The sequence below is a fragment of the Sphingomonas psychrotolerans genome, assembly GCF_002796605.1.
Lineage (GTDB): Bacteria > Pseudomonadota > Alphaproteobacteria > Sphingomonadales > Sphingomonadaceae > Sphingomonas > Sphingomonas psychrotolerans.
Window position 1 is genome coordinate 2,656,621 of the sequence record NZ_CP024923.1, and the last position, 24,470, is coordinate 2,681,090.

The 24,470-nt window shown below is 64.9% G+C and carries 21 protein-coding genes, 1 tRNA gene and 1 pseudogene; 10 read left to right on the forward strand and 13 right to left on the reverse strand.

Annotation, left to right across the window (positions count from 1 at the left end):
- Positions 1 to 64 precede the first annotated feature (64 nt).
- Entirely contained in the window at positions 65 to 1,384 is a 1,320-nt protein-coding gene (locus tag CVN68_RS11985) for a Gfo/Idh/MocA family protein (protein WP_100282409.1), read from the forward strand.
- 94 nt (positions 1,385 to 1,478) lie between these two features.
- Here CVN68_RS11985 and CVN68_RS11990 read toward each other — a convergent pair whose 3' ends face one another.
- The 7 genes from CVN68_RS11990 to CVN68_RS12020 all read right to left on the reverse strand — a co-directional run bounded on the left by CVN68_RS11990 (position 1,479) and on the right by CVN68_RS12020 (position 8,262).
- Positions 1,479 to 1,862, reverse strand: coding sequence for a VOC family protein (locus CVN68_RS11990; RefSeq protein WP_100282410.1), 384 nt, complete (start codon positions 1,860 to 1,862; stop codon positions 1,479 to 1,481).
- Between the two features lie 12 nt (positions 1,863 to 1,874).
- Positions 1,875 to 4,622 (reverse strand): [protein-PII] uridylyltransferase, encoded by a 2,748-nt coding sequence (locus tag CVN68_RS11995; protein ID WP_100282411.1) that lies wholly within the window; start codon positions 4,620 to 4,622, stop codon positions 1,875 to 1,877.
- A gap of 59 nt (positions 4,623 to 4,681) precedes the next feature.
- Entirely contained in the window at positions 4,682 to 5,491 is an 810-nt protein-coding gene (locus CVN68_RS12000) for a ferredoxin--NADP reductase (RefSeq protein ID WP_233503712.1), read from the reverse strand.
- 44 nt (positions 5,492 to 5,535) lie between these two features.
- Positions 5,536 to 5,934, reverse strand: a complete 399-nt coding sequence (locus CVN68_RS12005) for a hypothetical protein (protein ID WP_100282413.1) — start codon at positions 5,932 to 5,934, stop codon at positions 5,536 to 5,538.
- 85 nt (positions 5,935 to 6,019) lie between these two features.
- On the reverse strand, positions 6,020 to 6,586 hold the full coding sequence (gene grpE / locus CVN68_RS12010; protein ID WP_100282414.1) for a nucleotide exchange factor GrpE: 567 nt from the start codon (positions 6,584 to 6,586) through the stop codon (positions 6,020 to 6,022).
- A gap of 13 nt (positions 6,587 to 6,599) precedes the next feature.
- Positions 6,600 to 7,643, reverse strand: coding sequence for a heat-inducible transcriptional repressor HrcA (gene hrcA / locus CVN68_RS12015; RefSeq protein ID WP_100282415.1), 1,044 nt, complete (start codon positions 7,641 to 7,643; stop codon positions 6,600 to 6,602).
- Positions 7,644 to 7,761: 118 nt separating this feature from the next.
- The gene (locus tag CVN68_RS12020) at positions 7,762 to 8,262 is read right to left on the reverse strand and encodes a DUF6438 domain-containing protein (protein ID WP_100282416.1); all 501 of its coding nucleotides are present in this window, start codon (positions 8,260 to 8,262) and stop codon (positions 7,762 to 7,764) included.
- An 86-nt stretch (positions 8,263 to 8,348) separates the two neighbouring features.
- Between CVN68_RS12020 and rph the strand changes: the two genes are divergently transcribed.
- Together rph and rdgB are read left to right on the forward strand one after the other, a co-directional pair.
- Complete coding sequence (rph, locus tag CVN68_RS12025) at positions 8,349 to 9,062, forward strand: ribonuclease PH (RefSeq protein WP_100282417.1); 714 nt, start codon at positions 8,349 to 8,351, stop codon at positions 9,060 to 9,062.
- Entirely contained in the window at positions 9,059 to 9,688 is a 630-nt protein-coding gene (gene rdgB / locus CVN68_RS12030) for an RdgB/HAM1 family non-canonical purine NTP pyrophosphatase (protein WP_100282418.1), read from the forward strand. Before rph ends, rdgB begins: the two co-directional genes overlap by 4 nt.
- An 86-nt stretch (positions 9,689 to 9,774) precedes the next feature.
- On the opposite strand, the gene CVN68_RS12035 is transcribed toward rdgB, so the two are convergent.
- On the reverse strand, positions 9,775 to 12,489 hold the full coding sequence (locus CVN68_RS12035; protein ID WP_100282419.1) for an exo-rhamnogalacturonan lyase family protein: 2,715 nt from the start codon (positions 12,487 to 12,489) through the stop codon (positions 9,775 to 9,777).
- A gap of 12 nt (positions 12,490 to 12,501) precedes the next feature.
- Entirely contained in the window at positions 12,502 to 13,095 is a 594-nt protein-coding gene (locus CVN68_RS12040; protein WP_199560069.1) for a DUF6250 domain-containing protein, read from the reverse strand.
- Positions 13,096 to 13,529: 434 nt separating this feature from the next.
- Between CVN68_RS12040 and CVN68_RS12045 the strand changes: the two genes are divergently transcribed.
- The gene (locus CVN68_RS12045; protein ID WP_158298859.1) at positions 13,530 to 13,763 is read left to right on the forward strand and encodes a hypothetical protein; all 234 of its coding nucleotides are present in this window, start codon (positions 13,530 to 13,532) and stop codon (positions 13,761 to 13,763) included.
- Between the two features lie 119 nt (positions 13,764 to 13,882).
- On the opposite strand, the gene CVN68_RS23200 is transcribed toward CVN68_RS12045, so the two are convergent.
- Positions 13,883 to 14,032 carry a DUF4054 domain-containing protein gene (locus CVN68_RS23200; RefSeq protein WP_158298860.1) on the reverse strand — a complete coding sequence of 50 codons (150 nt, stop codon included), beginning with the start codon at positions 14,030 to 14,032 and terminating at the stop codon, positions 13,883 to 13,885.
- A 117-nt stretch (positions 14,033 to 14,149) separates the two neighbouring features.
- On the opposite strand from CVN68_RS23200, the gene CVN68_RS12050 reads away from it, so the two are divergent.
- On the forward strand, positions 14,150 to 14,344 hold the full coding sequence (locus CVN68_RS12050) for a hypothetical protein (protein WP_100282422.1): 195 nt from the start codon (positions 14,150 to 14,152) through the stop codon (positions 14,342 to 14,344).
- A 346-nt stretch (positions 14,345 to 14,690) separates the two neighbouring features.
- Here the strand turns inward: CVN68_RS12050 and CVN68_RS12055 are convergent.
- Together CVN68_RS12055 and CVN68_RS12065 are read right to left on the reverse strand one after the other, a co-directional pair.
- A pseudogene (locus tag CVN68_RS12055) lies at positions 14,691 to 15,216 on the reverse strand (IS5 family transposase).
- A gap of 491 nt (positions 15,217 to 15,707) precedes the next feature.
- Positions 15,708 to 15,971 (reverse strand): hypothetical protein, encoded by a 264-nt coding sequence (locus tag CVN68_RS12065; protein ID WP_100282424.1) that lies wholly within the window; start codon positions 15,969 to 15,971, stop codon positions 15,708 to 15,710.
- A gap of 600 nt (positions 15,972 to 16,571) precedes the next feature.
- Here CVN68_RS12065 and CVN68_RS12070 point away from each other — a divergent pair.
- Entirely contained in the window at positions 16,572 to 19,178 is a 2,607-nt protein-coding gene (locus CVN68_RS12070; RefSeq protein ID WP_158298861.1) for an ATP-binding protein, read from the forward strand.
- Between the two features lie 479 nt (positions 19,179 to 19,657).
- Complete coding sequence (locus CVN68_RS12075; RefSeq protein WP_158298862.1) at positions 19,658 to 20,647, forward strand: GGDEF domain-containing protein; 990 nt, start codon at positions 19,658 to 19,660, stop codon at positions 20,645 to 20,647.
- Positions 20,648 to 21,221: 574 nt separating this feature from the next.
- Here CVN68_RS12075 and CVN68_RS12080 read toward each other — a convergent pair.
- A tRNA-Tyr gene (locus CVN68_RS12080) sits at positions 21,222 to 21,308 on the reverse strand.
- 122 nt (positions 21,309 to 21,430) lie between these two features.
- On the opposite strand from CVN68_RS12080, the gene CVN68_RS12085 reads away from it, so the two are divergent.
- Genes CVN68_RS12085 through CVN68_RS12095 form a run of 3 tightly spaced genes read left to right on the forward strand, consistent with a single transcriptional unit; the run spans position 21,431 to position 24,470 of the window.
- Positions 21,431 to 23,044, forward strand: a complete 1,614-nt coding sequence (locus CVN68_RS12085; protein ID WP_100282427.1) for a M20/M25/M40 family metallo-hydrolase — start codon at positions 21,431 to 21,433, stop codon at positions 23,042 to 23,044.
- Entirely contained in the window at positions 23,044 to 23,790 is a 747-nt protein-coding gene (gene rlmB / locus CVN68_RS12090; RefSeq protein ID WP_100282428.1) for a 23S rRNA (guanosine(2251)-2'-O)-methyltransferase RlmB, read from the forward strand. Before CVN68_RS12085 ends, rlmB begins: the two co-directional genes overlap by 1 nt.
- A gap of 17 nt (positions 23,791 to 23,807) precedes the next feature.
- Positions 23,808 to 24,470 (forward strand): hypothetical protein, encoded by a 663-nt coding sequence (locus tag CVN68_RS12095; RefSeq protein ID WP_100282429.1) that lies wholly within the window; start codon positions 23,808 to 23,810, stop codon positions 24,468 to 24,470.

The following is a 24,470-nucleotide window of genomic DNA, read 5'->3' on the forward strand; positions in this document are numbered from 1 at the left end:
GCGCCCTTGCGAAGGGGCATTTTAGCGCTAACATTATCGGAACAATGATCAAGGGGAGACCAGGATGACCGTCAGCTTCGATCGTCGCACGCTCCTCGTCGGTGGCCTCGCCGCCTCGGCCCTGACGCCCCTGAGCGAGGCCTTCGCCCAGCGCCGCCGTGTGTCCGCGAACGACAAGGTCCAGGTGGGCCTGATCGGCTGCAAGGGCATGGGCTGGGCGAACCTCACCGCGATGGTCAAGGGGGGCGACGTCACGCCCGTCGCCCTCTGCGACGTGGACGCCAAGGTCCTCACCGGCCGAGGCGCCGAGCTGCAGAAGGTTTCCGGGCGCGCGCCGCGGCTTTATGACGACTATCGCCGCATGCTGGACGACAAATCCGTGGACGCGGTGATCATCGCCACGCCCGACCACTGGCACGCGCTCCAGCTGATCGACGCCATGTCGGCGGGCAAGCACGCCTATTGCGAAAAGCCGCTCGGCAACTCCATCGCCGAGTGCCGCGCGATGGTCGCCGCCAAACAGCGCCACAACCGGGTCGTGCAGGTCGGCCAGTGGCAGCGCAGCAACCAGCACTGGGCCGACGCCATCGCCCACGTTCATTCCGGCGGCATCGGCCGGGTCCGGAAGGTCAAGGCCTGGGCCTATATGGGCTGGATGAAGAACATCGCGATCCAGCCGGACCAGCCGCCACCTCCGGGCGTCGACTATGACCGCTGGCTCGGCCCGGCACAACAGCGCGCCTTCAATCCCAACCGCTTCCACTTCAACTGGCGCTGGTACTGGGACTATGCGGGCGGCCTGATGACCGACTGGGGCGTGCACCTGATGGACATCGCCCTGCTGGGCATGAAGGCGCAGGCGCCGCGCTCGGTCAGTTCGCTGGGCGGCGCGTACGGATATCCAGGCTCGGCCATGGAGACTCCGGACACCCAGACCGCCATCTTCGACTTCGGCGACTATTCTGTGGAATGGGAACATGCGGTCGGCATCAGTCGCGGCCCCTTCGGCGGCCATGACCATGGCGTGGCCTTCGTGGGCGAGACGGGCACGCTGGTGGTCGACCGCAGCAAATGGTGGGTCTCGCCGGAAACGCGCGACGACAAGGCGCTGACCCGCGAAATTCCCGTCACCAAGGCCTCGGACAATGGGCTCGATCGGCACACTGCGGACTTCATCGCCTGTGTGAAGGATCGCGCACGCACGCCCGCTTGCCCCATCGAATCGGCGGCCAATACCGCCACCGTCTGTCAGATGGGCAATGTCGCGTGGCGCACCGGCCGCAAGGTCCACTGGGACGCCCCGGCGGGCCGGTTCAAGGGGGATGCCGAAGCCAACGCCCTGATCACGCCGCGCTACCGCGCGCCTTACCGCCTGCCGGCGTAAGCGGGTCGCTTTGCGCGTGGCCTGGCTTTAGAGCTCGGGAGCCTGGTTTGCGGAGCGCAAACGACGGGGGATCTACCGCCGTCTCCGTGCGCCGCTACGCCGCTGGCGGCTCCCAAAGCTCGATCGGATTGCCCTCGGGATCGTGGATCCGCGCGAAGCGGCCGGTCTCCGGCGTGTCCCATTCGTCCTTGGTAGTGATCGCGATCCCCAGCGCATTGAGCTGCTCGAGCAGCCCGTCGAGATCGCGGACGCGGAAGTTGAGCATGTAGCTCTTGTCTGAGGCGAAATAATCGGTGGCCGCCTTGAACGGCGCGAAAACCACCGGGCCAGGCTCGGGGTACCAGAACCAGTCGCTCGTCTCGCCCTGCTCGTCCTTGCCGCAGCCAACGCCAATGCCGAGGGTCTCGCGGTACCAGATCACCAGCGCGTCAGGATCCTGCGCACGAAAGAAGAAGCCTCCAATTCCGATCACCGGCATGCAAATCCCCTTTCAGGCGGCCTGCGCGATATCCTGACCCGAAGCCGCCTCGAGCAAACGGCGCTCGATCGTCTTCAACCGCGCCGCGCCCTCGATCTTATCACCGATCAGATCAGTCAGATAGAAGGTGTCCACCGCGCGTTCGCCATAAGTGGCGACATGCGCCGAATGGATCGTCACCTTCGACTGGAACAAAGCGAAGGCAAGGTGGCAGAGCAACGCCGGCCGGTCGCGGGCATTGACCTCGATCACCGTGAAACGGTTCGACGCCTTGTTGTCGATCAGCACATTGGGCTCGATTGCGAACGCATCGGCGCGCGGGCGCGAGAGCGGCCGGGTCTTGAGCCGCTCCTGCAGCCTCGAACGATTGGCGAGCGAATCGGCGATGCTCGTCTTGATCCGGTTGAGCCGCGCCTCTTCGTCGAACGGGCGGCCGAGCGGATCCTGGACGAGGAAATTGTCGAGCGCCATGCCGTCGCGCGTGGTGTGGATGCGCGCATCGATGATGTTGCCGCCGGCGACGTGGATCGCGCCGGCGATACGGTAGAACAGCCCCGGATGGTCCGAGGCATAGACCGTGACGAGAGTCGCGCCGCGATCGGGATAGACCTGCGCCTCAATCGATAGCTGCGAGGCGCCCGCCGCGTCGATCTGGCGGGCGTTGCGTTCGAGCACGTCGAGCGGCTCGGCGATCCAATAGGGTTCGGTCAGCCGCCGCTTCAGCGCTGCCAGTCGGGCGTCGGTCCAGCCGAGGATCTCCGCCAGTTCGGCCTGTTTGGCGGCGATGCGTTCGCCGCGCCCCTTCTGCTTGTGGCCGAGCCGCAGCACTTCCTCGGCGGAGTCGAACAGATTGGCGAGCAGCTGGCGCTTCCAGCTGTTCCACACGCCCGGACCCACCGCGCGGATGTCGACGATCGTCAAGATCAGCAGCATGCGCAGCCGTTCCGGGCTCTGCACATGCGCGGCGAAATCGAGGATGGTCTTGAAGTCGCTGAGGTCGCGCTTGAACGCAGTCGCCGACATCAGCAGATGCCAGCGGACCAGCCACGCGACGGCCTCGGTCTCGGCAGGGCTCAGACCGAGCCGCGGGCACAGCCGCTCGGCGACTTCGGCGCCGAGCACCGAATGGTCGCCGCCGCGGCCCTTGGCGATGTCGTGGAGCAGAACCGCGACGAACAAGGCGCGCCGCGACACGATCTGCTCGAAGATGCCGGTGGCGAGCGGATGATCCTCCTTGAGCTCGCCTTTCTCGATCTGGTTGAGCAGCCCGATCGCGCGGATCGAATGCTCGTCGACCGTGTAATGATGGTACATGTCGAACTGCATCTGGGCGACGACGCGGCCGAAATCGGGAACGAAGCGGCCGAATACCCCCGCTTCGTTCATCCAGCGCAGCACCATCTCGGGCGTGCGGGGCGAAGTCAGCACGTCGAGGAAAAGCGCATTGGCGCGCGGATCGTCCCGGACATCGTCGACCAGCCGCACGTCGCGGGCCGCGGCGCGCATCGCAGTGGGGTGGATCTCGAGCCCGTGGAGATCGGCAAGCTGGAAGATCTCGACCAGCCGGACCGGATCCTCGCGAAAGAAGGTATCGCGGGGAAGCGCCAGCCGGCTGCGCTCGAGGGTGAAGCCGTTGAGCTTGCGCGGGCTCTTGAACAGACGGGGGAAGCCGAAGCGGCTGCCGCGCGCAGCGAACTTCTCGTCGAGATGCGCGAGGAACACGCCAGTCAGGTCGCCCACCACCTTCGCCTGAAGGAAGTAGAAGTGCATGAAGCGCTCGACCTTCGACTTGCCCGGCCGGTCGGCATAGCGCATCCGGCTGGCGATCTCTGGCTGGACGTCGAAGGTCAGCCGATCCTCGGCGCGGCCGGTGAGCAAGTGGAGCTGACAGCGCACCGCCCAGAGGAAATTCTCGGCGCGACGGAACTGGCGGTATTCCTGCGCCGTGAGCAGCCCCGCCTCGACCAGCTCGGCCGGCTCGCGGACATTATAGGCGTATTTGCCGATCCAGAAGAGCGCGTGGAGATCGCGAAGTCCCCCTTTGCCTTCCTTGACATTGGGCTCGACGACATAGCGGCTGTCGCCCATCCGTTTGTGCCGGGCATCGCGTTCGGCGAGCTTCTGGGCGATGAAATCGCGCGCGGTATCGGCCTGAACCTCGGTTTTGAAGCGTGCTGCAGCCTCGTCGTAGAGCGCGATGTCGCCCCAGACATAGCGCGCCTCGAGCAAGGCGGTACGCACCGTCACATCGCCCTTGGCCTGTCGCACCATCTCGTCGAGCGAGCGCGACGAATGTCCCACCTTCAGCTGCATGTCCCACAGCGAATAGAGCATCGATTCGATGACCTGCTCGCACCAGCCGGTGACCTTCCACGGCGTCAAGAACCCGATGTCGATGTCCGAATGCGGCGCCATCTCGCCGCGGCCATAGCCGCCGACCGCGATCAGCGTCAGCCGCTCGCCGGCGCTGGGGTTGTGGTTGGGATGGAGCCGCTGGGTCGTGAAATCCCAGAGCAAGCGGAGCAATTGATCGATCAGGAACGCCCCCGCCGCCGCCATCTCGTGCCCGCGCGAAGGATGCTCGGCGAGGCGGCGGGCAATCTCCGCCTGCCCGGCATCGAGCGCGGCCTTCAGTTCGGCGGTCGCGGCGTGGCGAAGCGCAGTCGCATCCTGCGCCTCGATCCCGGCAAGACGTTCGGCGACGACCCGCCGGTCGATCAGCGCGCGGCGGTTGGGGACGGAATCGAAACGCGAGGACATGAGAAGGAGATAGGCGGTGCGGCAGCATCCGTCACCCCGCCGTCGTTACACCCCTCTCCCTATCCCACGAACGCGCGTTCGACCACGAAGGTGCCGGGCTTGGCGTTCGAGCCTTCGTCGAAGCCGTGGCGTTCGAGCATCGCCGAGAAATCGCGGATCATCTCGCTGCTGCCGCACAGCATCACCCGGTCGGTCTCCGGGTTGAGCGCACGCTCGCCCGAGACCGGCGGGTGGAACAGCCACCCCTCCTCGATCAGCTGGCCGATCCGGCCAGTGGTGCGGAATGGCTCGCGCGTGACCGTCGGGATATAATGGAACTGGAGCAGCGCCTGATCTGCGACCAGCGGGTCGCCAGCGAGCTGGGCGGTGAGCTCGTCATGATAAGCGAGATCGCTCACCCGGCGGGTGCTGTGGACGATGACGATCTGGCCGAACGCATCGTAAATGTCGGGATCGCGCGCGATGCTGAGAAACGGCGCGAGGCCGGTGCCCGTCGACAGCAGGAACAGCCGCTTGCCGGGGAGCAGTGCGTCGGCGACGAGGGTGCCGGTCGGCTTCTTGCCGAGATAGAGCTGATCGCCCGCGCGGATCGTCTGGAGCCGCGAGGTCAGCGGGCCGTCGGGCACCTTGATCGACAGGAATTCCAGCTCGTCGGACCAGGTCGGGCTGGCGATCGAATAGGCCCGCATCAGCGGCTTGCCTTCGCCCTCGAGGCCCAGCATCACGAACTCGCCCGAGCGGAAGCGAAAGCTCGCGGGCCGTTCGATCGCGAAGCTGAACAGGTGCTCGTTCCAGTGGCGCACCCAGCGCACCGCGCAGGTCTGGAAAGCGGCATGCTCGGGAAGCAGCTGCGGCGGGCGGGCATGCATGTTCATCGAAGGGTCCTGATTGGGATGGGAGAGAGAGACGGCTTTCAGGCCGCCATGAACAGGGCGATGCGTCCGGCGGCGAACCGGAGCGCGCGCTGCGCGTCGGGCTTTACCAGCGCTTCGGCGATCCGCCCGACAAGGATTTCTTCACCGCGTGCAGCCGCAGCATGTAGCGAAAGCAGCAGGGCCTCGTCATCGCTGACCCGGCCGCAGGCGACGGTGCGGAACTGGAGCTGCGCATGCCCCTCGCGGTCGAGCAGCATCATCGCGATGTTGAAGTCGGGCAGCATCGCCGCAAGCTGCCGCGACGCCAGCGTCGGGCCGAGCGCCGCGCACGGGCAGCGCCCGCCACGCATCGCGCCGACCCATTGCCGCATCGCCCAGACGAGCAAGGCCTCCGAAGCCGGGAGGTCCGACACCGATCGATCGAGATACTGATACACGACACCCCCGCTCGAGGCCGACCCGACAGCGAGCCGATTCGACCTCTAGCGTTTACTGCGAATGATTAGCAATAGCGGATGTCGATCAGTCAGGCTTCTTTGCGACGCCGACCAGGGCCGGACGGAGCAGCCGGTCCTTGATCATATATCCCGTCTGGATTTCCTGCACGACGCTGCCGGGCTCGACATCAACGGTAGGGATTTCCATCATCGCCTGATGGCGATTGGGATCGAGCGGTTCGCCGACCGCGACGATCTTCGAGATCCCATGGCGCGCAAACACCGAATCGATCTCGCGCCCGGTCGCCTCGAGCCCGATGACCAGCCCCTTCAATTTCTCGTCATCGCGCAGATCGGCCGGAATCGCCGCCAGCGCGCGGCTGAGATTGTCCGACACCGACAGGATGTCGCGCGCGAAACTGGTCGCGGCATAGGCCCGGGCGTCCTGCGCTTCCTTCTCGGCGCGGCGACGGACATTTTGCGTCTCGGCCTGGGCATAGAGCACCGCGGCCCGCGCCTCGGCGAGCTGTGCCTCGAGCTCGGCACTGCGGTCATGCTCTGCCACTTCGGGGGCGGCTTCCGCGGTTTCCTCGCGAAGACTGGTCTCCGCTTCGGTCAGTTCCGCGCTCATCTTCTCATTCTCGTTCGACATGATTCCCTGTTCGTCAGGCTAATAATCGGGCCAGTGTGGCGGCCGTGAAATCCACCATGGGTACGACTCGCGCATAGTTCAACCGCGTTGGGCCGATCACACCCACCACGCCGACCACGCGTCCGTCGAGCGAGCGCACCGGCTTGGCGATCACCGACGACCCCGACAACGCAAAGAGCTTGTTCTCGGATCCGATGAAAATGCGCGTCGCCTCGCCTTCGCGGGCGCTGTCGAGCAACCGCGCGATCTCCTCCTTGCCTTCGAGCTCGTCGAGCAACTGGCGGACGCGATCGAGATCCTCGGCGGCGGCGGTGTCGATCAGCCGCGCCTGTCCGCGCACGATCAGCACCGGGCGGCGGCCGCTATCCTCGCTCCACACCGCGAGCCCGCGCTCGACCAGAGTGGCGGCAGCGCTGTCGAGTGCCTGCCGCTGCTGGCGCAGATCATGTTCGATCCGCGTCCGCGCCTCGGCGAGTGTGAGTCCGGCGAGCATCGCGCTCATATAATTCGCCGCCTGCTGCAGCGCGCCCGGATCGATCCCGCCGGGAATCTCGACCACGCGGTTCTCGACCGAGCCGTCGTCGCCGACGAGCACCGCCAGCGCGCGATCGTGGCTGAGCGGGACGAAACCGAACTGGCGAATCACCGGCTCGGCTTTGGGAACCAGCACCAGCCCCGCGCAGGCCGACAGGCCGGAGAGCGCGGCAGTGGTGTTGGCGAGTGCTTCCTCGACCGGGCCAGCCTGCCCCGCGCGGGCCTCGATCGCGGCCCGCTCTTCGGCGGAGGGCGCACTTGCCTGCATCATCCCGTCGACGAACAGGCGCAGACCGGTTTCGGTCGGCATCCGGCCCGCGCTGGTGTGCGGCGCGGCGAGCAGCCCGGCTTCCTCGAGATCCTGCATGACATTGCGGATCGAGGCGGGCGAGAGGCTGAGCGTGGAGATCTTCGAAATGGTGCGCGATCCGACCGGCGCCCCGTTGTCGAGATAGGATTCGACGACGATCCGGAACACGTCTCGTGCGCGATCGGTGAGTTCGTGGATCGGGGGGGTGGTCATGGATCCTATGTAGCGAAGGTGGCGACGCGCTCAACCACTCGCCCATCGTTCCCGGCAATCGCAGCCCCTCCCCCGACCCCTCCCGTTTACGGGAGGGGTCGGGGGAGGGGATATCAGGCTAGGGCCGCGGCCCGATCATTGGCTCGATCGGCAGCAATTCCACTGCCCCGCCCAGCGCCTCGGCCACGGCTTCGTTGCCGCGGCGGCAGCCGAGATAGAAATACAGCCCCTGGCTGTCGCCGATCGCCCGCGTCCAGCGCACGTCCACGCTCGGCATGTCGGTCGGCGCGTTGGTGCAATTGGCCTCGCCGTGCGCATAGCGGACCTCGCCGCTCGCCGGGCGATACGGCGCGAGCCTGGCCGCAAAGGCCTCATATTGCGCACGGCTCAGCGTGAAGCTGCGCTCGCCGGTCACCGCGGTGAAGCGCTTGCCGTCGAACACGCCGCTGCCGTCGGGGCGCACCGTGACCGAATAGACCGGGCAGCGGCCGAAGCACGGGCCGGTCTCATAGCGGATCGAATCGCCTTCGATCGGCACCGGCCCGGCGGGTATGCGGCTCTCCGGAATGCAGCCGCCCAGCGCCAACATCATCACGCCGAACCCCAAAGCCTGCTTCATAACGCCCCTTCCGTGATGCGCCGACACTGGCGCGTTCGCTGTCCACCGTCTACTTGCCCCGTTCGACTTTTCAGGAGAATGAACCGATGCGCCCATCCGGCCGCGCCCCCGACGAGATGCGCACGATCAGCATCGAGCCCAATTTCACGCGTCACGCGGAAGGATCGGTGCTGATCGGCTTCGGCGACACGCGCGTGCTGGTCACCGCGAGCATCGAGGAGCGCATTCCGCCGTGGCTGCGCGGCAAGGGCGAAGGCTGGGTCACCGCCGAATATGGCATGCTGCCGCGTGCCACCCATACCCGCAGCCAGCGCGAGGCGGCCAAGGGCAAGCAATCGGGCCGCACCCAGGAAATCCAGCGGCTGATCGGCCGCTCGCTGCGTGCCGTCACCGATCTCAAGCTGCTCGGCGAGCGCCAGATCACGCTCGATTGCGACGTGATCCAGGCCGATGGCGGCACCCGCACCGCGGCGATCTCAGGCGCGTGGGTGGCGCTGCGCATCGCCACCAACAAGCTGCTCGCCGCCGGACTGCTCGAGAAGGACCCGATCCTCACGCAGGTCGCGGCGGTGAGCTGCGGCATCTATCAAGGCAATCCGGTGCTCGATCTCGATTATGACGAAGACAGCGCGGCCGATGCCGATGCGAACTTCGTGTTGCTCGCCGACGGCAAGATCGCCGAAGCGCAGGCGACCGCCGAGGGTGCCACCTATGACGAGGAAGGCCTGCTCCGGCTGCTCCGCCTCGCGCGGATCGGTTGCAACCAGATCTTCGCCGCGCAGTTGAAGGCAATAGGATGAGCGGAGAAGGCGAGACACCCCAGGCGATCCGCAAGCTACCGCCCGGCAAGCTGGTGATCGCCAGCCATAACCCGGGCAAGGTGCGTGAGATCAAGGCGCTGCTCGGGCCGTACGGGATCGAGCCGATCTCCGCGGCCGAGCTTGACTTGCCCGAGCCCGAGGAGACGGGCGTGACCTTCGTCGCCAATGCCGAATTGAAGGCGCTGCAGGCCGCAGATTTGTCGGGCCTGCCGGCGCTGGCCGATGACAGCGGGCTTTGCGTCGAGGCGCTGAACGGCGATCCGGGGATCTTCTCGGCGCGCTGGGCGGGCGAGGCCAAAGACTTCTCGGTCGCGATGCAGCGGGTCGAGGACAAGCTCGCCGCCTTGCCGCCCGAGACCGGCCGCGACGCACATTTCGTCTGCGCGCTGGCGCTGGCCTGGCCCGACGGGCATGTCGAGTGGTTCGAAGGGCGCGCCGACGGCGTGTTGGTCTGGCCGCCGCGCGGCGATCGGGGCTTCGGCTACGATCCAGTGTTCGTGCCGCACGGCCACGACCTCACCTATGGCGAGATGGACCCCGAGGCCAAGCATGCGATGAGCCACCGGGCGGACGCCTTTCGGCAATTGGTGGCGGCGGTTTTCTAAGCCAACCTCATCCGGCGAAAGCTGGGATCTCAGGCGGCAAGCGAACGGCTCGAGGCCTGAGGTCCCGGCTTTCGCCGGGACGACGGTTACGGCCGATAACCCGGCGCCTGCTCCGGGTTGGCCTGGTCCGTTCGTGGCGCGCGCGTGGGGATTGGCACCGCATCGAGCGCTTCGGGCACCAGCGCCAGCGTCTGGATCGCGGCAAGCCCCCATTGCGCCGCGCCGTTGGTCGATACGCCGGGCCACTCGACGATGCCGCCGCGCAGCTTCACCCGCGGGTCGCCTTGGGCCATGCGCTGTCCCGCCTCGCCCGAATAGAATTCCTCCGCCGCACGACGCGCCAGCGCCGCATTGCCCGTCGCCTTCGCGACATAAGCAGTGAGCCGCGAATGGCCCTGCTTCAAGTTGCGTCCCCCATAAGGCCGGCTGAACCGCGCCGCCCACTCGGCACGCGGCGCATTGTACCAGCGGCAATAATCGAGCCACGCCTCGCGAAAGCGCGGCATCTCGATGAGCTGGATCAATTCGGCCTGGATCTCGACCGCGCCGAATACGGCGTTGAGGTGCGAGACCCCGATAGTGTCGCGGATGAGGAAGCGTCCGCTCTTCAAGTCATAGGGCGCGCCGCCGGTCAGCCAGCCGTTCGGCATACGGCCGATGCTGTCCATCCCCGCGGCGATGCGGTCGCGCCATTTCGCGTCGCCGGTCCGTTCCCATTCGGTGAGCCACGCGCCCGCGCACACCGCCCAGGTGGTTCCGAACGACATCTGGATCACGCCCTCGGGCAATTGCTCCTTGGGCGCGCCGGTCTTGCGCCCGATCTCGACATTGCCGAGCGCCTGCTCGGACGTAGCCAGATTGCGCATCAGATCGCCGACGCGCTCGTCAGCGGTGAGGTAATAATAGATGCGGCGATAGGCGGCGTTGCTGACCCGCGGCTGCTTCGAGCTGTCGCTCCAATGCTGGACGCCGTGGCGCGTACCGAGCCCGGCAAAGCGGCCCAGATGGTAGACATCGACTTCACCGGTATGCCGCGTCATCGCCTCGGCGAGCCGCCAGCTCTTCGCGTCGCCCGAACGGAGCGCGGTGTACCAGAGCCAGAGATCGGGCGAGAGTTCACTATTCGCCCAAGCGAAGCCGCCAATGTCGTATTTCCACTGGTGCCGGTCGCTGTCGTAGCTGTGCATCACGTCGCCATGATCCCAGAAGCCGTACCAGCTGCGCCGGTCGACTTCACCGTCATAGAAATCGACGAGGTTGGCGAGCTGGTCCTCGATCAACGCGCGCTGGGGAGTCGAGCGGTCGGGCAGCCCCCAGTCGCCGAACACCCCGGCAGCGTGGAGATGCGCGGGCTCGGCCATCAATTGCGGCGGCGTCGCCGCGGCGCGGGCGAGTGCCTGCAGCCGCGGCGTTTCGGGCGTCGCGTCGAACGCCCAGAGCATCAGTTCGCTGGTGCGCGCGATCCCGTTTGGATCATCCCAGCCGGGTTCGTAATCCTCATAGGTGATTTCCAGACCCTCGTTCTGCGCCGCGAAGCTCTCCATCCCCATCGTGCCGTGATAAGGACGCACGTCCATCGGCTTCGCGTCCGGCGACCAGAGCCATGCGGTGAGGTTCGCAGTGTCCGAAGCGGCGCCCCGGATGTCGATCTGGGTCGGGTGGCGCTGCCAGAAATAGCGCGCGGCGATCCCCGCCCCGCCCTGCGGCGAGCCGACATAGCCGAAGCCCGGGGCGCGGCGGCCTTCGTCGGAATCGATCCAGCCATGGCCCTCGCCGGTGCGCTTGGTCAGCGTGAAGCCGTTGGCCGAAAGCTGCGACAGGCTGAAATCACCCCAGGCCGGAATCCGCTCGAGCAATTTGCCGACCGGATCGCGCATCTCGGCCGGCACCGCGCGCCCGGCGATCTGCGCGTCGCGCACCGCCTTGCCCGGATCGCGGCGCAGCCCGGTGAGCGGGCGGACGGCTTCGACGAACATCGCATCGTCGGCAGTGGCGAGGCGGACATGGCGGTCGTGCAGCGGCCCACGCATCGGCACGTCGGTGGCGACGCCGAGCGCGGAGAGGTGATCGGTCGCGTCGAGATCGAGGATGAAGCTGTGGACCACGCGCAGCGCGTCCGAGCCGGCATAAGCGTAGAGCCGCACCTCGAAGGGCAGGACCGAGCGCCCGCCGCCGACATGGTGGCCTTCCAGCCGCACCACCGCGCGCACCGGGCCATTCTGCTCGACCACCGCGCGCTCGATCGTTCCGGTCAGCGCCACCCGCTCGCCCTCAGGCGATCCGGCGCGCAGTTCGCCGAGCAGCCTTGCATTGGCGAGCAGCACGCGGTCGCCGCGCCGGGCCGAGCGGAGCGCCGCAGGGCCACTGCGCGCGATCTCCCATTCGAGCGCGCCCGAGCGGATCACGATCGCGTCTTCGGTCTCGCGCACCGATACCGGTGCGGCGGGCAAAATCGACCGGCCGCGGACAACGGCGAGCTTGTCGGCCCCGGCCCCTGCCGGCACCGCATGCGCCGTCCATTTGATCGAGCCGTCGGGCCAATATGCCGTCGGCCAGCTTTGCGAGGGCAAAGCCTCGCCGGGCCCCCACACCGTCAGCGCCTGCCGCTTGGACAGAGTTCCGCGCGCCCAGGCGACGCCGAAGGTTTGACCGGTGTGGAGCTCGGGTGCGGCGCCGTCGATCCAGCGGAGCGGCGCCTCGACGCCACGCCGCGCTCGCGATTGCGCCAGCGCCGGACCTGCCTGCGCGACTGCCGCCGACAGGATCGTCCCCTGCATCATCGTCCGTCGCGTCAGGCGCATGCCTCTCCCCTTTTATGGTTTTCCGATGCGCAGATTGCGGATGCGCAAATGGCTTTTGGTGGTGCGCAGCGCGAACCAGCCGCGCCGATAGGGTTTGGCATCCTCGAGCGCGAAGATCCGCCGCCCGTCGCGTTCGACGGCGATGTGGCGGCCATCGGCGATCAGCCGAACCTGCGTCCAGCGATTGGGGACGAGCAGATTCTCGACGCCCTTGAGATCGTGCCCGGGCAATAGCGGCCGGTTGCCCGGCGCGCCGACATAGCGGCGGAAGCGCGTCGTGGTGTTCCGGTTCCCGCCGATCCCGACATAATAGGTTTTCAAATCGTCATATTCGGCGAAAGCGCCCGAGCGCTTCCCCGCGAATATCGATCCGCCGCGCACGCCTGGATCCCGCGCCATCCAGAAGGCATTGAGGTCGCTGACCGAGTCATCGGCGCCGCCCTCGGACACTGCCAGCGCCTCGAAGGTGATCGCGACGGGGCCGCGAAGCTCACGCGTATACCAGAGGGACAGTCCAGCGGGGGTCTCGATGTCGATGCCGGCGCCGAAGGTGACGAATGCCGCCTGTTCGGCCTCGATTTTCCATTGCGATGCATTCGCGCTCAATGGCCGGGGATCCATGGAACCGGCCGCGCAGCCGGAAAGGAGCAGACATCCGACGGCCACGACGCCGCAGGGCGGCGCGAGACTTCGCCTCGGCTGTCGCATTCGCCCCACCCTTCCTCCTCCAGCGGCTGCGCCTCGAACCCGTTCAGCTACACGGCCACAGGATAGCCACGCGAAAGAGAATTGGAAGCCAATTCACGATATATGATATTTCTGATCATATTGTGAGATGACTTCCGCGTAAGCCAGCGAGGCGCGCGAATGTCCCGTCGCCCGGCTCTCGCCGAGGTGACTTAAGAGGCAAAATATTTGGAGGAGGTACGCTTCGCGGCGGCTGGTGGACAGGGCTGGATTCGAACCAGCGTACGGGAAACCCGGGCAGATTTACAGTCTGCTGAAACGGCGCAGAAATCTGAGCTTCTTGGAGCGCGTGTATGGTTTATGTACGGTTGCGTGTGCCCCCCGCTGCGTGGGCCTTCGGCGGCGACACCAACCTCAGGACACCCCGTGATCTCCGGCTCGGCGCCGAGCCGGTAGCCTCGCACGTCTTGCGGCACCAGGCGCGCTATCGCGCTGAGGAGGCGGGATCGGGGTCGACCGCGTTCAACCGCATGCTCGCCCAGCATGAGATTCCGGAAGCGATGAAGAAGGCATGGGGCGACAGCTGAGCGTTGGTGCGGCGCGGCAGCTAACGCCCAAAGTCGGCCATTGGTGTCACGGTTTGCGTTGCCCGATAGCGGACCTAATCCAAGCGCTTCATGAGCCCATTGGAGAAGTAGCCGACCATTTAACCGGGTGCGCGATCGACTTCGATCCAGTCGTCGGTGACCGTCAGGTGTGCATCGGTCAGCCAGTATTCGATCGGCACGTCATCGACTGCGGCGAAGCCGGGGAAGCGCAGCTTCAGCGTCGCGGCGGTGGGCTGGACATAGGCCATGGGGTCATTTTGGAGACGCGTGGTCCCCGAAGTTACCGCCGTCAGTCCAGATTTCTTTCAGCAGGGTACTGGACGGCGCCGCGGCGGCGGAGGAGAATTGTTACAAGGAGATCCACAATGCCCGTTTATCGAACTCTCGTCGCATATCTCGCGCTCACTTCAGCATTTCTGACGGCGTTCGCATTCGCCGGCGTTGCGGGTGCACTGTATAGCGACACGCCAGCCTTGTCCTACGCTCTACTGGGTCTCGCGGCGGTGCTCGGCTTAAGCTTCGTCGAAATCCCCTACCAGCTGATCAGCCGTCGACGCTGACACGCGGTAGACACGATGTTCAAATAGCCTGACGTTCTCACAACTCGGGAGAACACCACATGCGAAAGATTACGCCGATCTTTCAACCCGTTGTTCTTGCTGTCACTTTGTTGATGGCCGCTTCCACCGCTAACTCAACACCGTTGCAGGACGAACCGAGGAATCGCTGCATCCAGCAGTCCGTCGCGATGTGCAGGGTCAAATGGCAGGCCCTCGGCTATCCAAGCCTCTCGATTTGCACCGCAACTCTCATCGACGGATGCCCGCCCGCTGAGCCGGGACAACCCGGAGGACCCGGCTTCCATTGCTGGTACAACCCAGACGGGGAAAGGGTCTGCGAGCTCGACTAGGCCGTAGACTCATAAGCCCGGAGCCACAGGCGCATTGAGGCGAGCTGGACCATGGCGAGGAAGTTGGCGGCGAGCTTTTCGTAGCGCCTGGCGACACGCGGAAGTGCTTCAGCTTGGAGAAGAACCGCTCGATCAGGTTGCGCTCGCGGTAGAGACGCTTGCTGAAGCACGGCTTCCACTTGCGGTTGCTCTTCGGCGGGATGTTTGGCGTAGCGCCCTGGTTCTGGATCAGCTCGCGGATGCGGTCGGCGTCGTAGGCCTTGTCGGCCAGCACGATGGTGCGTGGGCCGAGGTGGTCGAGCAGCGTATCGGCGATCGGCCCGTCATGCGTCTGTCCTGCCGTCAGGCCGAGCCGGATCGGGAGCGCTCGGGCAGGTCGCGCCACGGCGCACCGGAGCGCAGCACCCAGAATATGCCGTTCAGCGTGCGACGATCATCGACGCGCGGCACGCCTCGCGGCTTGTTGGGCAGCAGCGGCTCGATCACGCGCCACTCGAAGTCGGTCAGATCATATCGGCTCATGCCGATGCTGAATCACAGCCGGGTGCAGCATGGAAGCCTGCTGGTGGGTCTATAGTTGCGCTTCAACGAAGATCGAGACATGCTCCAGGCATGTCGTTGCTCTGGTTCATCTTGGGTTTGGGAGGGTGGCTGGCTGCGACGTTCGGCCCCATTTACCTGCTAACGATTTTCAAGCGCCTGGCACGCCGATCGACGACGGCATGGCCCATACACCTGCTTTTCGCCCCAGCTTTGTTTGCTGCCTGGTGGTTGTCGTGCTTCGTGGTGACCTACGCAGACAGCGATCAAAGCCGAGGAGCCGACGAGCGTGGCTTGGGCATCATCTTGCTCCCTTCATGATCGTGGTGCTCGTCACGGTCGCCGCCTACTACGGCAGCCTTGCCCTCTCCAAGATCAAGCGCAGAGCTACACAACCTTCGTAGCCGCAGCACCTCAGACGTTTATGGGTTCACGGCCTAAAGCTGCCCTTCGCTTCCCACCAGTTGTCGACATTACGCCCGATCAAGGTAGGCTCGCACTTCATCCCGGTAGCGAACGAAGAAGGGGTAAGCCCAATCATAGAAGTCGTCTTCATCGCGACCACGCGCGTCTAAAGATTGACTCCAAAGACTGTAGAAGCCGACGACCTCATCGTCGGTTGGCTCGCCGCCGTCAGCGAGCCACGCATCAATGAACTTGCCGCACGAGACTTCTAACGCCGTAAAGTTCGTCGGTTCCTCGTCGACTAGCGGTTTAAGCGTGGTCAGGGTGGGCACCGCCTTAGCTTAGCTCGTGCCATCAAACTCGCAACGTCCGCTTCTCACCTTTTTCAGCCAAAAGCCGACTGTCTTCTTCCCACCCAATCGCCGCCGTCAGATCCTCAGAGCAGTGAGTGGCCGCCTTCGGAGCCGTGCTCAATGCCGAAGCGGATCCGCGCCGCCCGAACCGCAGCGGGCGCCGTTGACCTGCCCAAATTGCATTGCCCGTGGCCGGTGTTGGGGGGACCGTCTGGGCTTTGCGCGCCAGGAAGACGGGCTCCTGGGATGCACGGACCTTGCCATCAATAAGGCGCCTACCGTTCGCCTTCCGCAGGGAACAGATCGAAGTTCGCTTCGCGAGCTTGAGCAGTCGATCTTGTTTGGTGCAGAATACCGGAGCGATCCCGATGCGACTGAAATGACGGCGCAGCGGGAACTACGTAGGCTAGCTTATTCTGAAGTTAACGTGGAGCCGGTAGGTACTTGGAACACTTCGGAGTATCTTGGTTTCAGTTCGTAAGTTAGTAGTGTCTAGAAGTTGTCGCTGATCGCAGCGGACCCTGCGTGGTCAGCACCCGTCCGGCACATCCGGCCTCGCTTGCGCGACATGTTCCTCAGTTGAAAGACACCGTTGCCTGTGAGGACGCCATGACAATCAGCGCTCTTAGCCGTTCGGCAGTGGCTACCACGCTGGGTGCATTGTTGCTCATCTGCTGCGCCACGTCGGCGATTTGGCTTTCGTGGCAGCAACAGGTGGCCCAGCAGCATGTCCGATACACCTTCCAGGTGAGCGAGCAAGTTGCACGCGTCCAGAATATCGCATTGCGCGCAGAGGTTCATCGGCGGGGTTATGTCTCGAGCGGAGTTCCCGGAGACCTGCAGGACTTCGACACCACACGACGTTCGTTGCTGCCGGCGGTGGCAGCGCTCGCCTTGATGACATCCGACAATCCCGGCCAGCAGTACCGTATCGCAGCGCTGCGTAAAGCGCTCACCGGATGGTTGACGCACATGGAATATTCCGTCGCCCTGCGGAAGCAAGGGCGTGTCGCGGAAGCGTCGGCAGTCACCAACGGCCTTGAGGCGCGGGCGGGGATTGCCCATGCAGGCGCGTTGATAGATGCTACCCGGAAAGAAGAGTTGCGCCTCCTGCAGGAGCGCAGCGTAAAATCTAGCTGGGTCGACCAGCTTGCTAAGACAGCACTGGTCGGCAGCCTGATCCTGATCTTGCTCGTGGCGGGGCTGATGGCGCGTGAGCGGCGGCATCGCATGCTTGCGCTTCGCAATACGAATGCTCGCCTGGAAGAGGATCTGATCCATCGCCATGCAGTCGAGCAGCAGCTCGCCCTGCTCGCGACGAACGCCACGGATGCGGTGCTGCGTCTCGATCCGCGCGGGGTGTGCGTCTATGCTTCGCCCTCGACCCTGAATGTTGTCGGCGTGCCTCCCGAAATGCTGTTGGGACGCCAGACGGACAAGTTGATTCATGCCGATGATAGCGCCGAACTTGCGCAGTTCCATGAATCCCTCGCGAGCGGCGCTATGGAGCGTGGAATCATTAGCTACAGGTCGCGAAATCCCAATTATCCCGGCGAGTGGAGATGGTTGGAAGCGAACAGTGCGGTGGTCCGCGACTCCGTCAATGGCGCTCCCGTGGAAGTCATCGCTTCGTTGCGAGATGTGACGGACCGCAAGCGGTTGGAGCTGGAGCTCAGCGCCGCAAGGGCCCGTGCCGAGGCGGCCGTGCTCGCGAAATCGAGCTTCCTTGCCAATATGAGCCACGAGATCCGCACTCCGATGAACGGCGTTCTCGGCTTTGCCGAACTGCTGGCAGACAGCGGCCTCGATCCGGACCAGGAGCGCCACGCCAGCATGATCGTCGATTCAGGCAAGGCGATGATGCGGCTGCTCAACGACATCCTCGACATCTCGAAGATCGAGGCCGGGCAAATGAAGATCGCGCCCGAGCACATCGATCTTCGCCACGCGCTCAAGAACTGCGTCAAGCTGGTGAATCCGGCCGCGTCTCAGAAGCGGATCGAGCTGCGGGTACACATCGACGAATCGGTCCCGGAGCAGATCGTGGCCGACGGGCTGCGCATTCGCCAGATCGTCCTCAACCTGCTGGGCAACGCGATCAAATTCACGGATGAGGGGTTCGTTTCGCTCAACGCGCGCGCGGTCGGCGGTAAGTTGGGGCCGGAGCTGGAGATCGCCATCGCCGATACCGGCATCGGCATCTCAACGGAGCGGCAGAAGGCGATTTTCGAGCAATTCGTGCAGGCCGAAGATGACACCGCGCGGCGCTTTGGCGGCACCGGACTGGGCTTGGCGATCAGCAGCCAGCTCGCGCGATTGATGGACGGCGCGCTCGACGTGGAAAGCGAACTCGGCATCGGCACGATATTCCACGTCCGCCTGCCGCTGCATGCCGCCGTTGCTGAGAAGGCATCTAAGGGCGCGGCGATTGCGCCCAATGGAGCTTCGGAAGAGGCCAAGTCGTTGTGTGTGCTTCTGGCCGAGGATCACGACGTCAACCAGGCGCTGATGCAGGCGATGCTGTCGCGACTGGGGCACCAAACGGTGATCGCGCCCGACGGCGCCCAGGCGCTCGCGCGCGTCGAGGAGACGCGCGGCACGCCGCAAGCGTTCGATATAGTGCTGATGGACATGCAGATGCCGGTGATGGACGGAGTCGAGGCGACGCGCCGGATCCGCGCCATGGGCATCTCCGGGAGCGAACTGCCGATCGTCGCGCTGACCGCGAATGCTTATTCCGACGATGTCGAGGCGTGCCTGTCGGCGGGAATGCAAGCGCATCTCGCCAAGCCGGTGCCGCTTGCAGACCTCGATACGATCTTGAAGAAGTGGACGACCCCCGCGGGCCGGCTGCCCGTGCCCGCCGCCACTGCCGCTGCCGAGCCGCTAAAGATCAGCGCGGCGCTGCGCGACCGTTTCGAGATGCGCAAGCGCGAGACCTTCACCCGCGCCGACGAGATCATCGCCTCGGGCGCCTTCACGCTAGGTGAGGTCGAGGAGCTTTGTGGGCTGTTCCACAAGCTGGCTGGCTCTGCCGGCCTGTTCGGCGAGGCCGCGTTGGGCGAGCTGGCGTCGTCGTTCGAGGACGATCTCCCAATCTGGGCAGCCGAAGAACGCGCCGCCAAGGCCGCAGGTGCTGTCTCACAGATGCGCCTTCGGAGTGAAGTAGCCCAGATCGTCAACTGAAGGCGATCAGCACCGACGCCGGTCTGCCAGGCCTTGATGAGCATCCCGGCGTCGATGCGCAAACCTCGCGCGCGTGCGGACCTGCACGCTTGGCCTTCGCGGCCTGGAGGCAGTGCGGGATGAAATCGAGAAATCGTCAGCTCTGCGAGGCACGCTACGACGAGTTTGACAAGGTGGCCGAAGAATTGAAACGAAAGGAGAAATTTGATAAAGAATAAAGGTAGCGAGCCCATCATGCGGAATCGCACGATTCGAGGCTGTCGGCGATCCTGCAAGCGACGTCCCTACACGGCTCGGGACCGTTCCGAGATGAAAGCCGCTACCCACGCCGGCGAGTTGAACGGACGACCCTGGATCTACGGAGTACCCTCGTCGAGCGTTCCCGAATATCAGAGTTCGGTAGGGCCACCTCTGGTTTAGCCCCATGCCGCGCACAATCGCGGGCGCGGACGAAATAACAGGTTTGCAAGAGGATGTTGATGGCCGACCCTGGAGCAACATCGGACATCGGTAGCGAGGTGATCCGCTTTCTCGAAGATCACGATCTCGAGCATAGCCCTGCAAACTATGCTTTCGGGCACCGTTTCCTCTTTGAGCGGGATGATCAGTTCGCGGCAAGAGTCCGCGAGGCGATCAATCAGCGGCCGAGCTTGACGCCGGCCGAGGTTCGCCGGCTCGACACGGAAGCGGTTCAAGTGAACGATCTACTCGACCGCTTCACGCCGCGACTCGATGAAGTGACTATCAAGATACTCTCGATCATTCGCGGCACGCTCGATGCATCCGGAACCTTGAGCCAGGAACTCATCCAGGCATCGACGTCACTCCTTGTCGATCAGGAATCGAATATTCGAATTGCGGTGAACAGTATGATTGCAGTCACTGCTGCGGCAGAGAAGCGGCTTGTCGACGCCATGCAACAGGCGCACGCGTTAAGGCAGGAGCTGAGCAGGCTGCGCGTGGTGGAAACCCATCGCGATCCTCTTACTGGGCTGGTCAATCGGACGGGTCTCGACGAGCATCTGAAATCCATAGCCGGGAGCCCTTATTGCGCGGCTTTCATCGACGTGGATCAGTTGGAGCACGTCAACGAAGCGCACGGCACGGCGGTTGGCGATCGCGTGCTGCAGGTCATTGCGACCAACCTCGCCGAGAGCTGCGCGCCGTACGTTGTCTGCCGTTGGGAAGGAGGACGGTTCCTGATCCTGCTCGAACGCCTCGATCTGGCGAGCAGCGTGACGCTCGTCGACGACGCGCGATCGAGGCTTGCCAAAAAGCGAATGCGGGTGCGCGAGAGCGATCAGCCGCTCGGAACGATCACCTTTTCAGCCGGCGTGGCAGCTTCGCGAGGGCGGGATGCAGGATCGGTTTTTGGCGCTGCCGAAGTGCTGCTAGAGCTGGCAAAGCGCTGCGGCCGCAACGTCGTGATGGGCGAGCATCGATTCATCGATGTCGGCAGCAATCAGTAGCAACGCGTCTGGGCGGAGGCGTCTGAACGAGGTGCTGAAAGCCGTCGCTATTCCACGGCACAGACTTGAAAAATGTAGTGCTGCCGATCCGGACAACAGGTCAGATGCGCACCCGGATTGAACAAGCGGCGGCGGCCAGCGGACGCTCACTCTCGAGGTCGAAACCCGACTCAATCTATCGTTCGATCTAGAGGCAGACCAACGCCTTCGAGAAATAGCGCTTGCCGCACTCCGCAGTGCGGTAAGCATAAAGGGGGAGCGCGAAGATGGCGACGGTCAGGAAGCGTAATTGGACCACCCCCATGCTGGTCGCACGTCCACGAGCCCAGCAGAGGCACCGCTCGCCACCTGTCTCAACGAGCAGCCCACACTGCGATTCGGCCCAATCCCATGTACGTTCGTGTACACGCCGTGTACGGTGGAGCCTCCGGCACGTGCCAAAAAAAATGGCGGAAAACCGTGGGAAACGGTGGGAATGCACGGGAATGATCGCAAGGGCGATACGCGCTCCAGCCCGGCACTAACCGAGCGGGAAAATCCCTAATCTTTTCAGGAGGTTACGCTTCGCGGCGGCTGGTGGACAGGGCTGGATTCGAACCAGCGTACGGGAAACCCGGGCAGATTTACAGTCTGCTGCCTTTAACCACTCGGCCACCTGTCCATGGTGCCGCCAGCGAAGCGAGGGCGGTCCAATGCCGAAGCGACCCCGGCCTGTCAACGCCTTGCGCGCAGGCCCTGCGCCGCATAGCGTCGCGCGCATCCCTCCAATTCCGCAGGAGTTCCATGCGCACCGCTGCCGCAATCGTCGCACTCGCCCTTTTCGCCTCGCCGCTCGGCGCCCAATCGGTGGACCGCGCCGAAGTCGGGCGCATCCTCGACGAAGGGCTCAACCGTTCCGAAGTGATGCGTACCGTCCAGCATCTCACCGATCATATCGGCCCACGCCTCACCAATTCGCCGGGCATGCGCGCCGCCGAGGACTGGACCCTGTCCAAATTCCGCGACTGGGGCCTCAAGAACGCCCACAAGGAAGGCTTCGATTTCGGCCGCGGCTGGTGGATCGAGCGCGCGAGCGCCCGCATGGTCAGCCCGCGGCCGATCGCGCTGACTGCGATCCCGATCGCCTGGACTCCTGCCACCGCCGGCAAGATCAGCGCGCCGGTGATCGTCGCGCCGATGAGCGAGGAGCGCCATTTCGCGCGCTATCGCGGCCAGCTCGCCGGCAAGATCGTACTGGTGACGCTTCCCAATGACGGTTCCGAGCCGGGCGATCCGGCGTTCCGGCGCTATAGCGGCGACGAGCTGGCCAAGCTCGATGTCTATGACCAGCCCAAATACGATCCCGAGGCGAGCGATCGCCGGATGAAGCGGCTCGATTATTCCAGCAAGCTCGACGCCTTCCTCAAGGCCGAGGGCGCGGTGGCTTATGCCACCATGTCGCCGCGCGACGGCAAGCTGGTGCACGGCGCAGGCTATCTGTTCGGCGCGGGCGAGACCCAGCAGGTCCCCGGCGTCGAAATCGCCGCCGAGGATTATCGCCGCCTCGCGCGGCTCGCCAAACAGGGTCCAGCCCCGGTGGTCGAGCTCGAGAATGTCGTCCATTTCGTCGACACCGACACCAAGGCCTACAATATCATCGCCGACATCCCCGGCAGCGATCCCTCGGGCGCCTATGTGATGGCCGGCGCGCATATGGACAGCTGGGTCGCGGGAGATGGCGCGGTCGACAATGGCGCCGGCGTGGCGATGGTGATGGAGGCCGCGCGCATCCTGCAGGCGATGGGAGTCAAGCCGAAGCGGACGATCCGCTTCGCGCTCTGGGCCGGCGAAGAGCAGGGCCTGCTCGGCTCGATGGCCTATGTCGAGCAGCATATCGCGGCGCGGCAGCGCAAGCCGGGCAGCGCCGACACCGGGCTCGCGCGCTTCTATGGCTGGGCAAATCGCTGGCCGATCACGCGTCAGCCGGGCTATGGACAGCTGGCGGCGTACTTCAATCTCGACAACGGATCGGGTAAGGTTCGCGGGATCTACGCCGAAGGCAATGGCGCCGTGGTGCCGATCTTCCGTGAATGGTTCGCGCCATTCGGTTCGATGGGAGCCAACACCGTCGCGATTCGCAAGACCGGGGGCACCGATCACGTCTTCTTCTCCGCGGTCGGCATCCCCGCATTTCAGTTCATCCAGGATCCGCTCGATTATGGCAGCCGTCTCCACCACACCAGCATCGACACCTTCGATCACATCAAGGCTGACGACATGCGCCAGGGCGCGGTGATCCTCGCAAGCTTCCTGCTCAACGCCGCCAATGCCGACAAGGCACTGCCGCGCATGCCCTTCCCCACCGAGCCGAACGTGACCGATCCGTTCGCTTACCCCAACCCGGATGATCTCGACTGATGGCACGCAAAGGACATCGCCCGAGCAAGGCACACGCATCGCGCCCGCGCTTCTACGGGCGCCACGCGGTGCTGGCAGCGCTCGCCAACCCCGAACGCACGGTGCGCAAGATCTGGGGGACGCACGAGGCACTGGCCGGCCTCGACATCCCGCCGACGATTCCGATCACCTATGCCGACGTCGCCGATCTCGGTCGTCTCGTGCCCGGCGACGCCCCGCACCAGGGTCTCGTTGCCGAAGTCGATCCACTCGAGGAGATCTGGCTCGGCGACCTGCTCGCCCAGGGTGAGGGTGACCAGCGGCCATTGGTGGTGCTCGATCAGGTCACCGATCCGCACAATGTCGGTGCGGTGCTGCGTTCGGCAGCGGCGTTCGACGCGCTCGGCATCATCACCCAGGATCGTCATGCGCCGCCCGAATCGGGCGCGCTCGCCCGCGCGGCTTCGGGCACGCTCGAGACGGTGCCGTGGGTGCGGGTGGTCAATCTTGCCCGCGCGCTGGAGGAGATCGCCGCGGCGGGCTTCTGGCGCGTCGGTCTGACTGGCCATGCCGAAGGCACCCTCGCCGAAGTGATGGGCCAGGGACGGATCGCCCTGGTGCTCGGCGCCGAAGGCGAAGGTATGCGTCAGAACACCGAGACGCATTGCGATCAGCTCGCCCGGCTGCCGATCTCGTCCAAGGTCGAGAGCTTGAATGTGTCGAACGCCGCGGCCGTCGCGCTCTATGCGATCGCGGCGCGGGGGTAAGCGAGAGGGGAGACCGAATGAACTATTGGAAGGTGCTCGCTGCTGCGCTCATCACGCCGCTCGCGCTTGCCGCGTGCCTGCTACTTCCTGGTAAATTTCAGTCGACCCTGACGATCCATGCGGATCGCAGCTTTAGCTACGCATACAAGGGCGAGATCATCGCCACCGATGCGCTCGAGACGACATCGGCAGAGAATTTCACCGATGACGGGACGGTTCCCGACCCCACTGAAGCGGCGGCCGAGAAGGCGCGGAAGGAAGCCGTATTTCGAGAAGTCGCTGCAAAGATGGCCAAGGAAACGGGCTATCGCAGCGTGGCATATCGGGGCGACGGCGTGTTCGATGTCGACTACGAAATCTCGGGCAAGCTGACCCACAATTTCGTCTTCCCGTACAATCAGGACGCGAAGATGATCTTCCCCTTCTTCGCGATCGAGCTTCGCGGCAAGGACTTGGTCCGCGTCCAGGCGCCGGGCTTCGCCGCGCGACAGGGTCCGGACCACGACGGCAGCAATTCCCGCCTCGACGGCACCTTCACGCTGATCACCGACGCCGAGATCGTCAGCCAGAACCATGCGGATGGCGCAAGGCCGAGCGGCGGAAACAATACGATCCGCTGGAAGGTCACGCCCGATACCGACATCGCCCCGACGGTGGTGCTGAAGGTCGAGGCGCTCTAA

What these genes read in the sequence shown, in the direction of transcription:
- CVN68_RS12035 (WP_100282419.1), bottom strand. Translation starts at nt 12,489, where the DNA reads ATGCGCCTGACGCGACGGACGATGATGCAGGGGACGATCCTGTCGGCG.
- grpE (WP_100282414.1), bottom strand. Translation starts at nt 6,586, where the DNA reads ATGTCGAACGAGAATGAGAAGATGAGCGCGGAACTGACCGAAGCGGAG.
- rlmB (WP_100282428.1), top strand. Translation starts at nt 23,044, where the DNA reads ATGGCACGCAAAGGACATCGCCCGAGCAAGGCACACGCATCGCGCCCG.
- CVN68_RS23200 (WP_158298860.1), bottom strand. Translation starts at nt 14,032, where the DNA reads ATGGCCTATGTCCAGCCCACCGCCGCGACGCTGAAGCTGCGCTTCCCC.
- hrcA (WP_100282415.1), bottom strand. Translation starts at nt 7,643, where the DNA reads ATGACCACCCCCCCGATCCACGAACTCACCGATCGCGCACGAGACGTG.
- CVN68_RS12045 (WP_158298859.1), top strand. Translation starts at nt 13,530, where the DNA reads ATGGTTTATGTACGGTTGCGTGTGCCCCCCGCTGCGTGGGCCTTCGGC.
- CVN68_RS12095 (WP_100282429.1), top strand. Translation starts at nt 23,808, where the DNA reads ATGAACTATTGGAAGGTGCTCGCTGCTGCGCTCATCACGCCGCTCGCG.
- CVN68_RS12020 (WP_100282416.1), bottom strand. Translation starts at nt 8,262, where the DNA reads ATGAAGCAGGCTTTGGGGTTCGGCGTGATGATGTTGGCGCTGGGCGGC.
- CVN68_RS12075 (WP_158298862.1), top strand. Translation starts at nt 19,658, where the DNA reads ATGGCCGACCCTGGAGCAACATCGGACATCGGTAGCGAGGTGATCCGC.
- CVN68_RS11995 (WP_100282411.1), bottom strand. Translation starts at nt 4,622, where the DNA reads ATGTCCTCGCGTTTCGATTCCGTCCCCAACCGCCGCGCGCTGATCGAC.
- rph (WP_100282417.1), top strand. Translation starts at nt 8,349, where the DNA reads ATGCGCCCATCCGGCCGCGCCCCCGACGAGATGCGCACGATCAGCATC.
- CVN68_RS12085 (WP_100282427.1), top strand. Translation starts at nt 21,431, where the DNA reads ATGCGCACCGCTGCCGCAATCGTCGCACTCGCCCTTTTCGCCTCGCCG.
- CVN68_RS11990 (WP_100282410.1), bottom strand. Translation starts at nt 1,862, where the DNA reads ATGCCGGTGATCGGAATTGGAGGCTTCTTCTTTCGTGCGCAGGATCCT.
- CVN68_RS12000 (WP_233503712.1), bottom strand. Translation starts at nt 5,491, where the DNA reads ATGCATGCCCGCCCGCCGCAGCTGCTTCCCGAGCATGCCGCTTTCCAG.
- CVN68_RS11985 (WP_100282409.1), top strand. Translation starts at nt 65, where the DNA reads ATGACCGTCAGCTTCGATCGTCGCACGCTCCTCGTCGGTGGCCTCGCC.
- rdgB (WP_100282418.1), top strand. Translation starts at nt 9,059, where the DNA reads ATGAGCGGAGAAGGCGAGACACCCCAGGCGATCCGCAAGCTACCGCCC.
- CVN68_RS12050 (WP_100282422.1), top strand. Translation starts at nt 14,150, where the DNA reads ATGCCCGTTTATCGAACTCTCGTCGCATATCTCGCGCTCACTTCAGCA.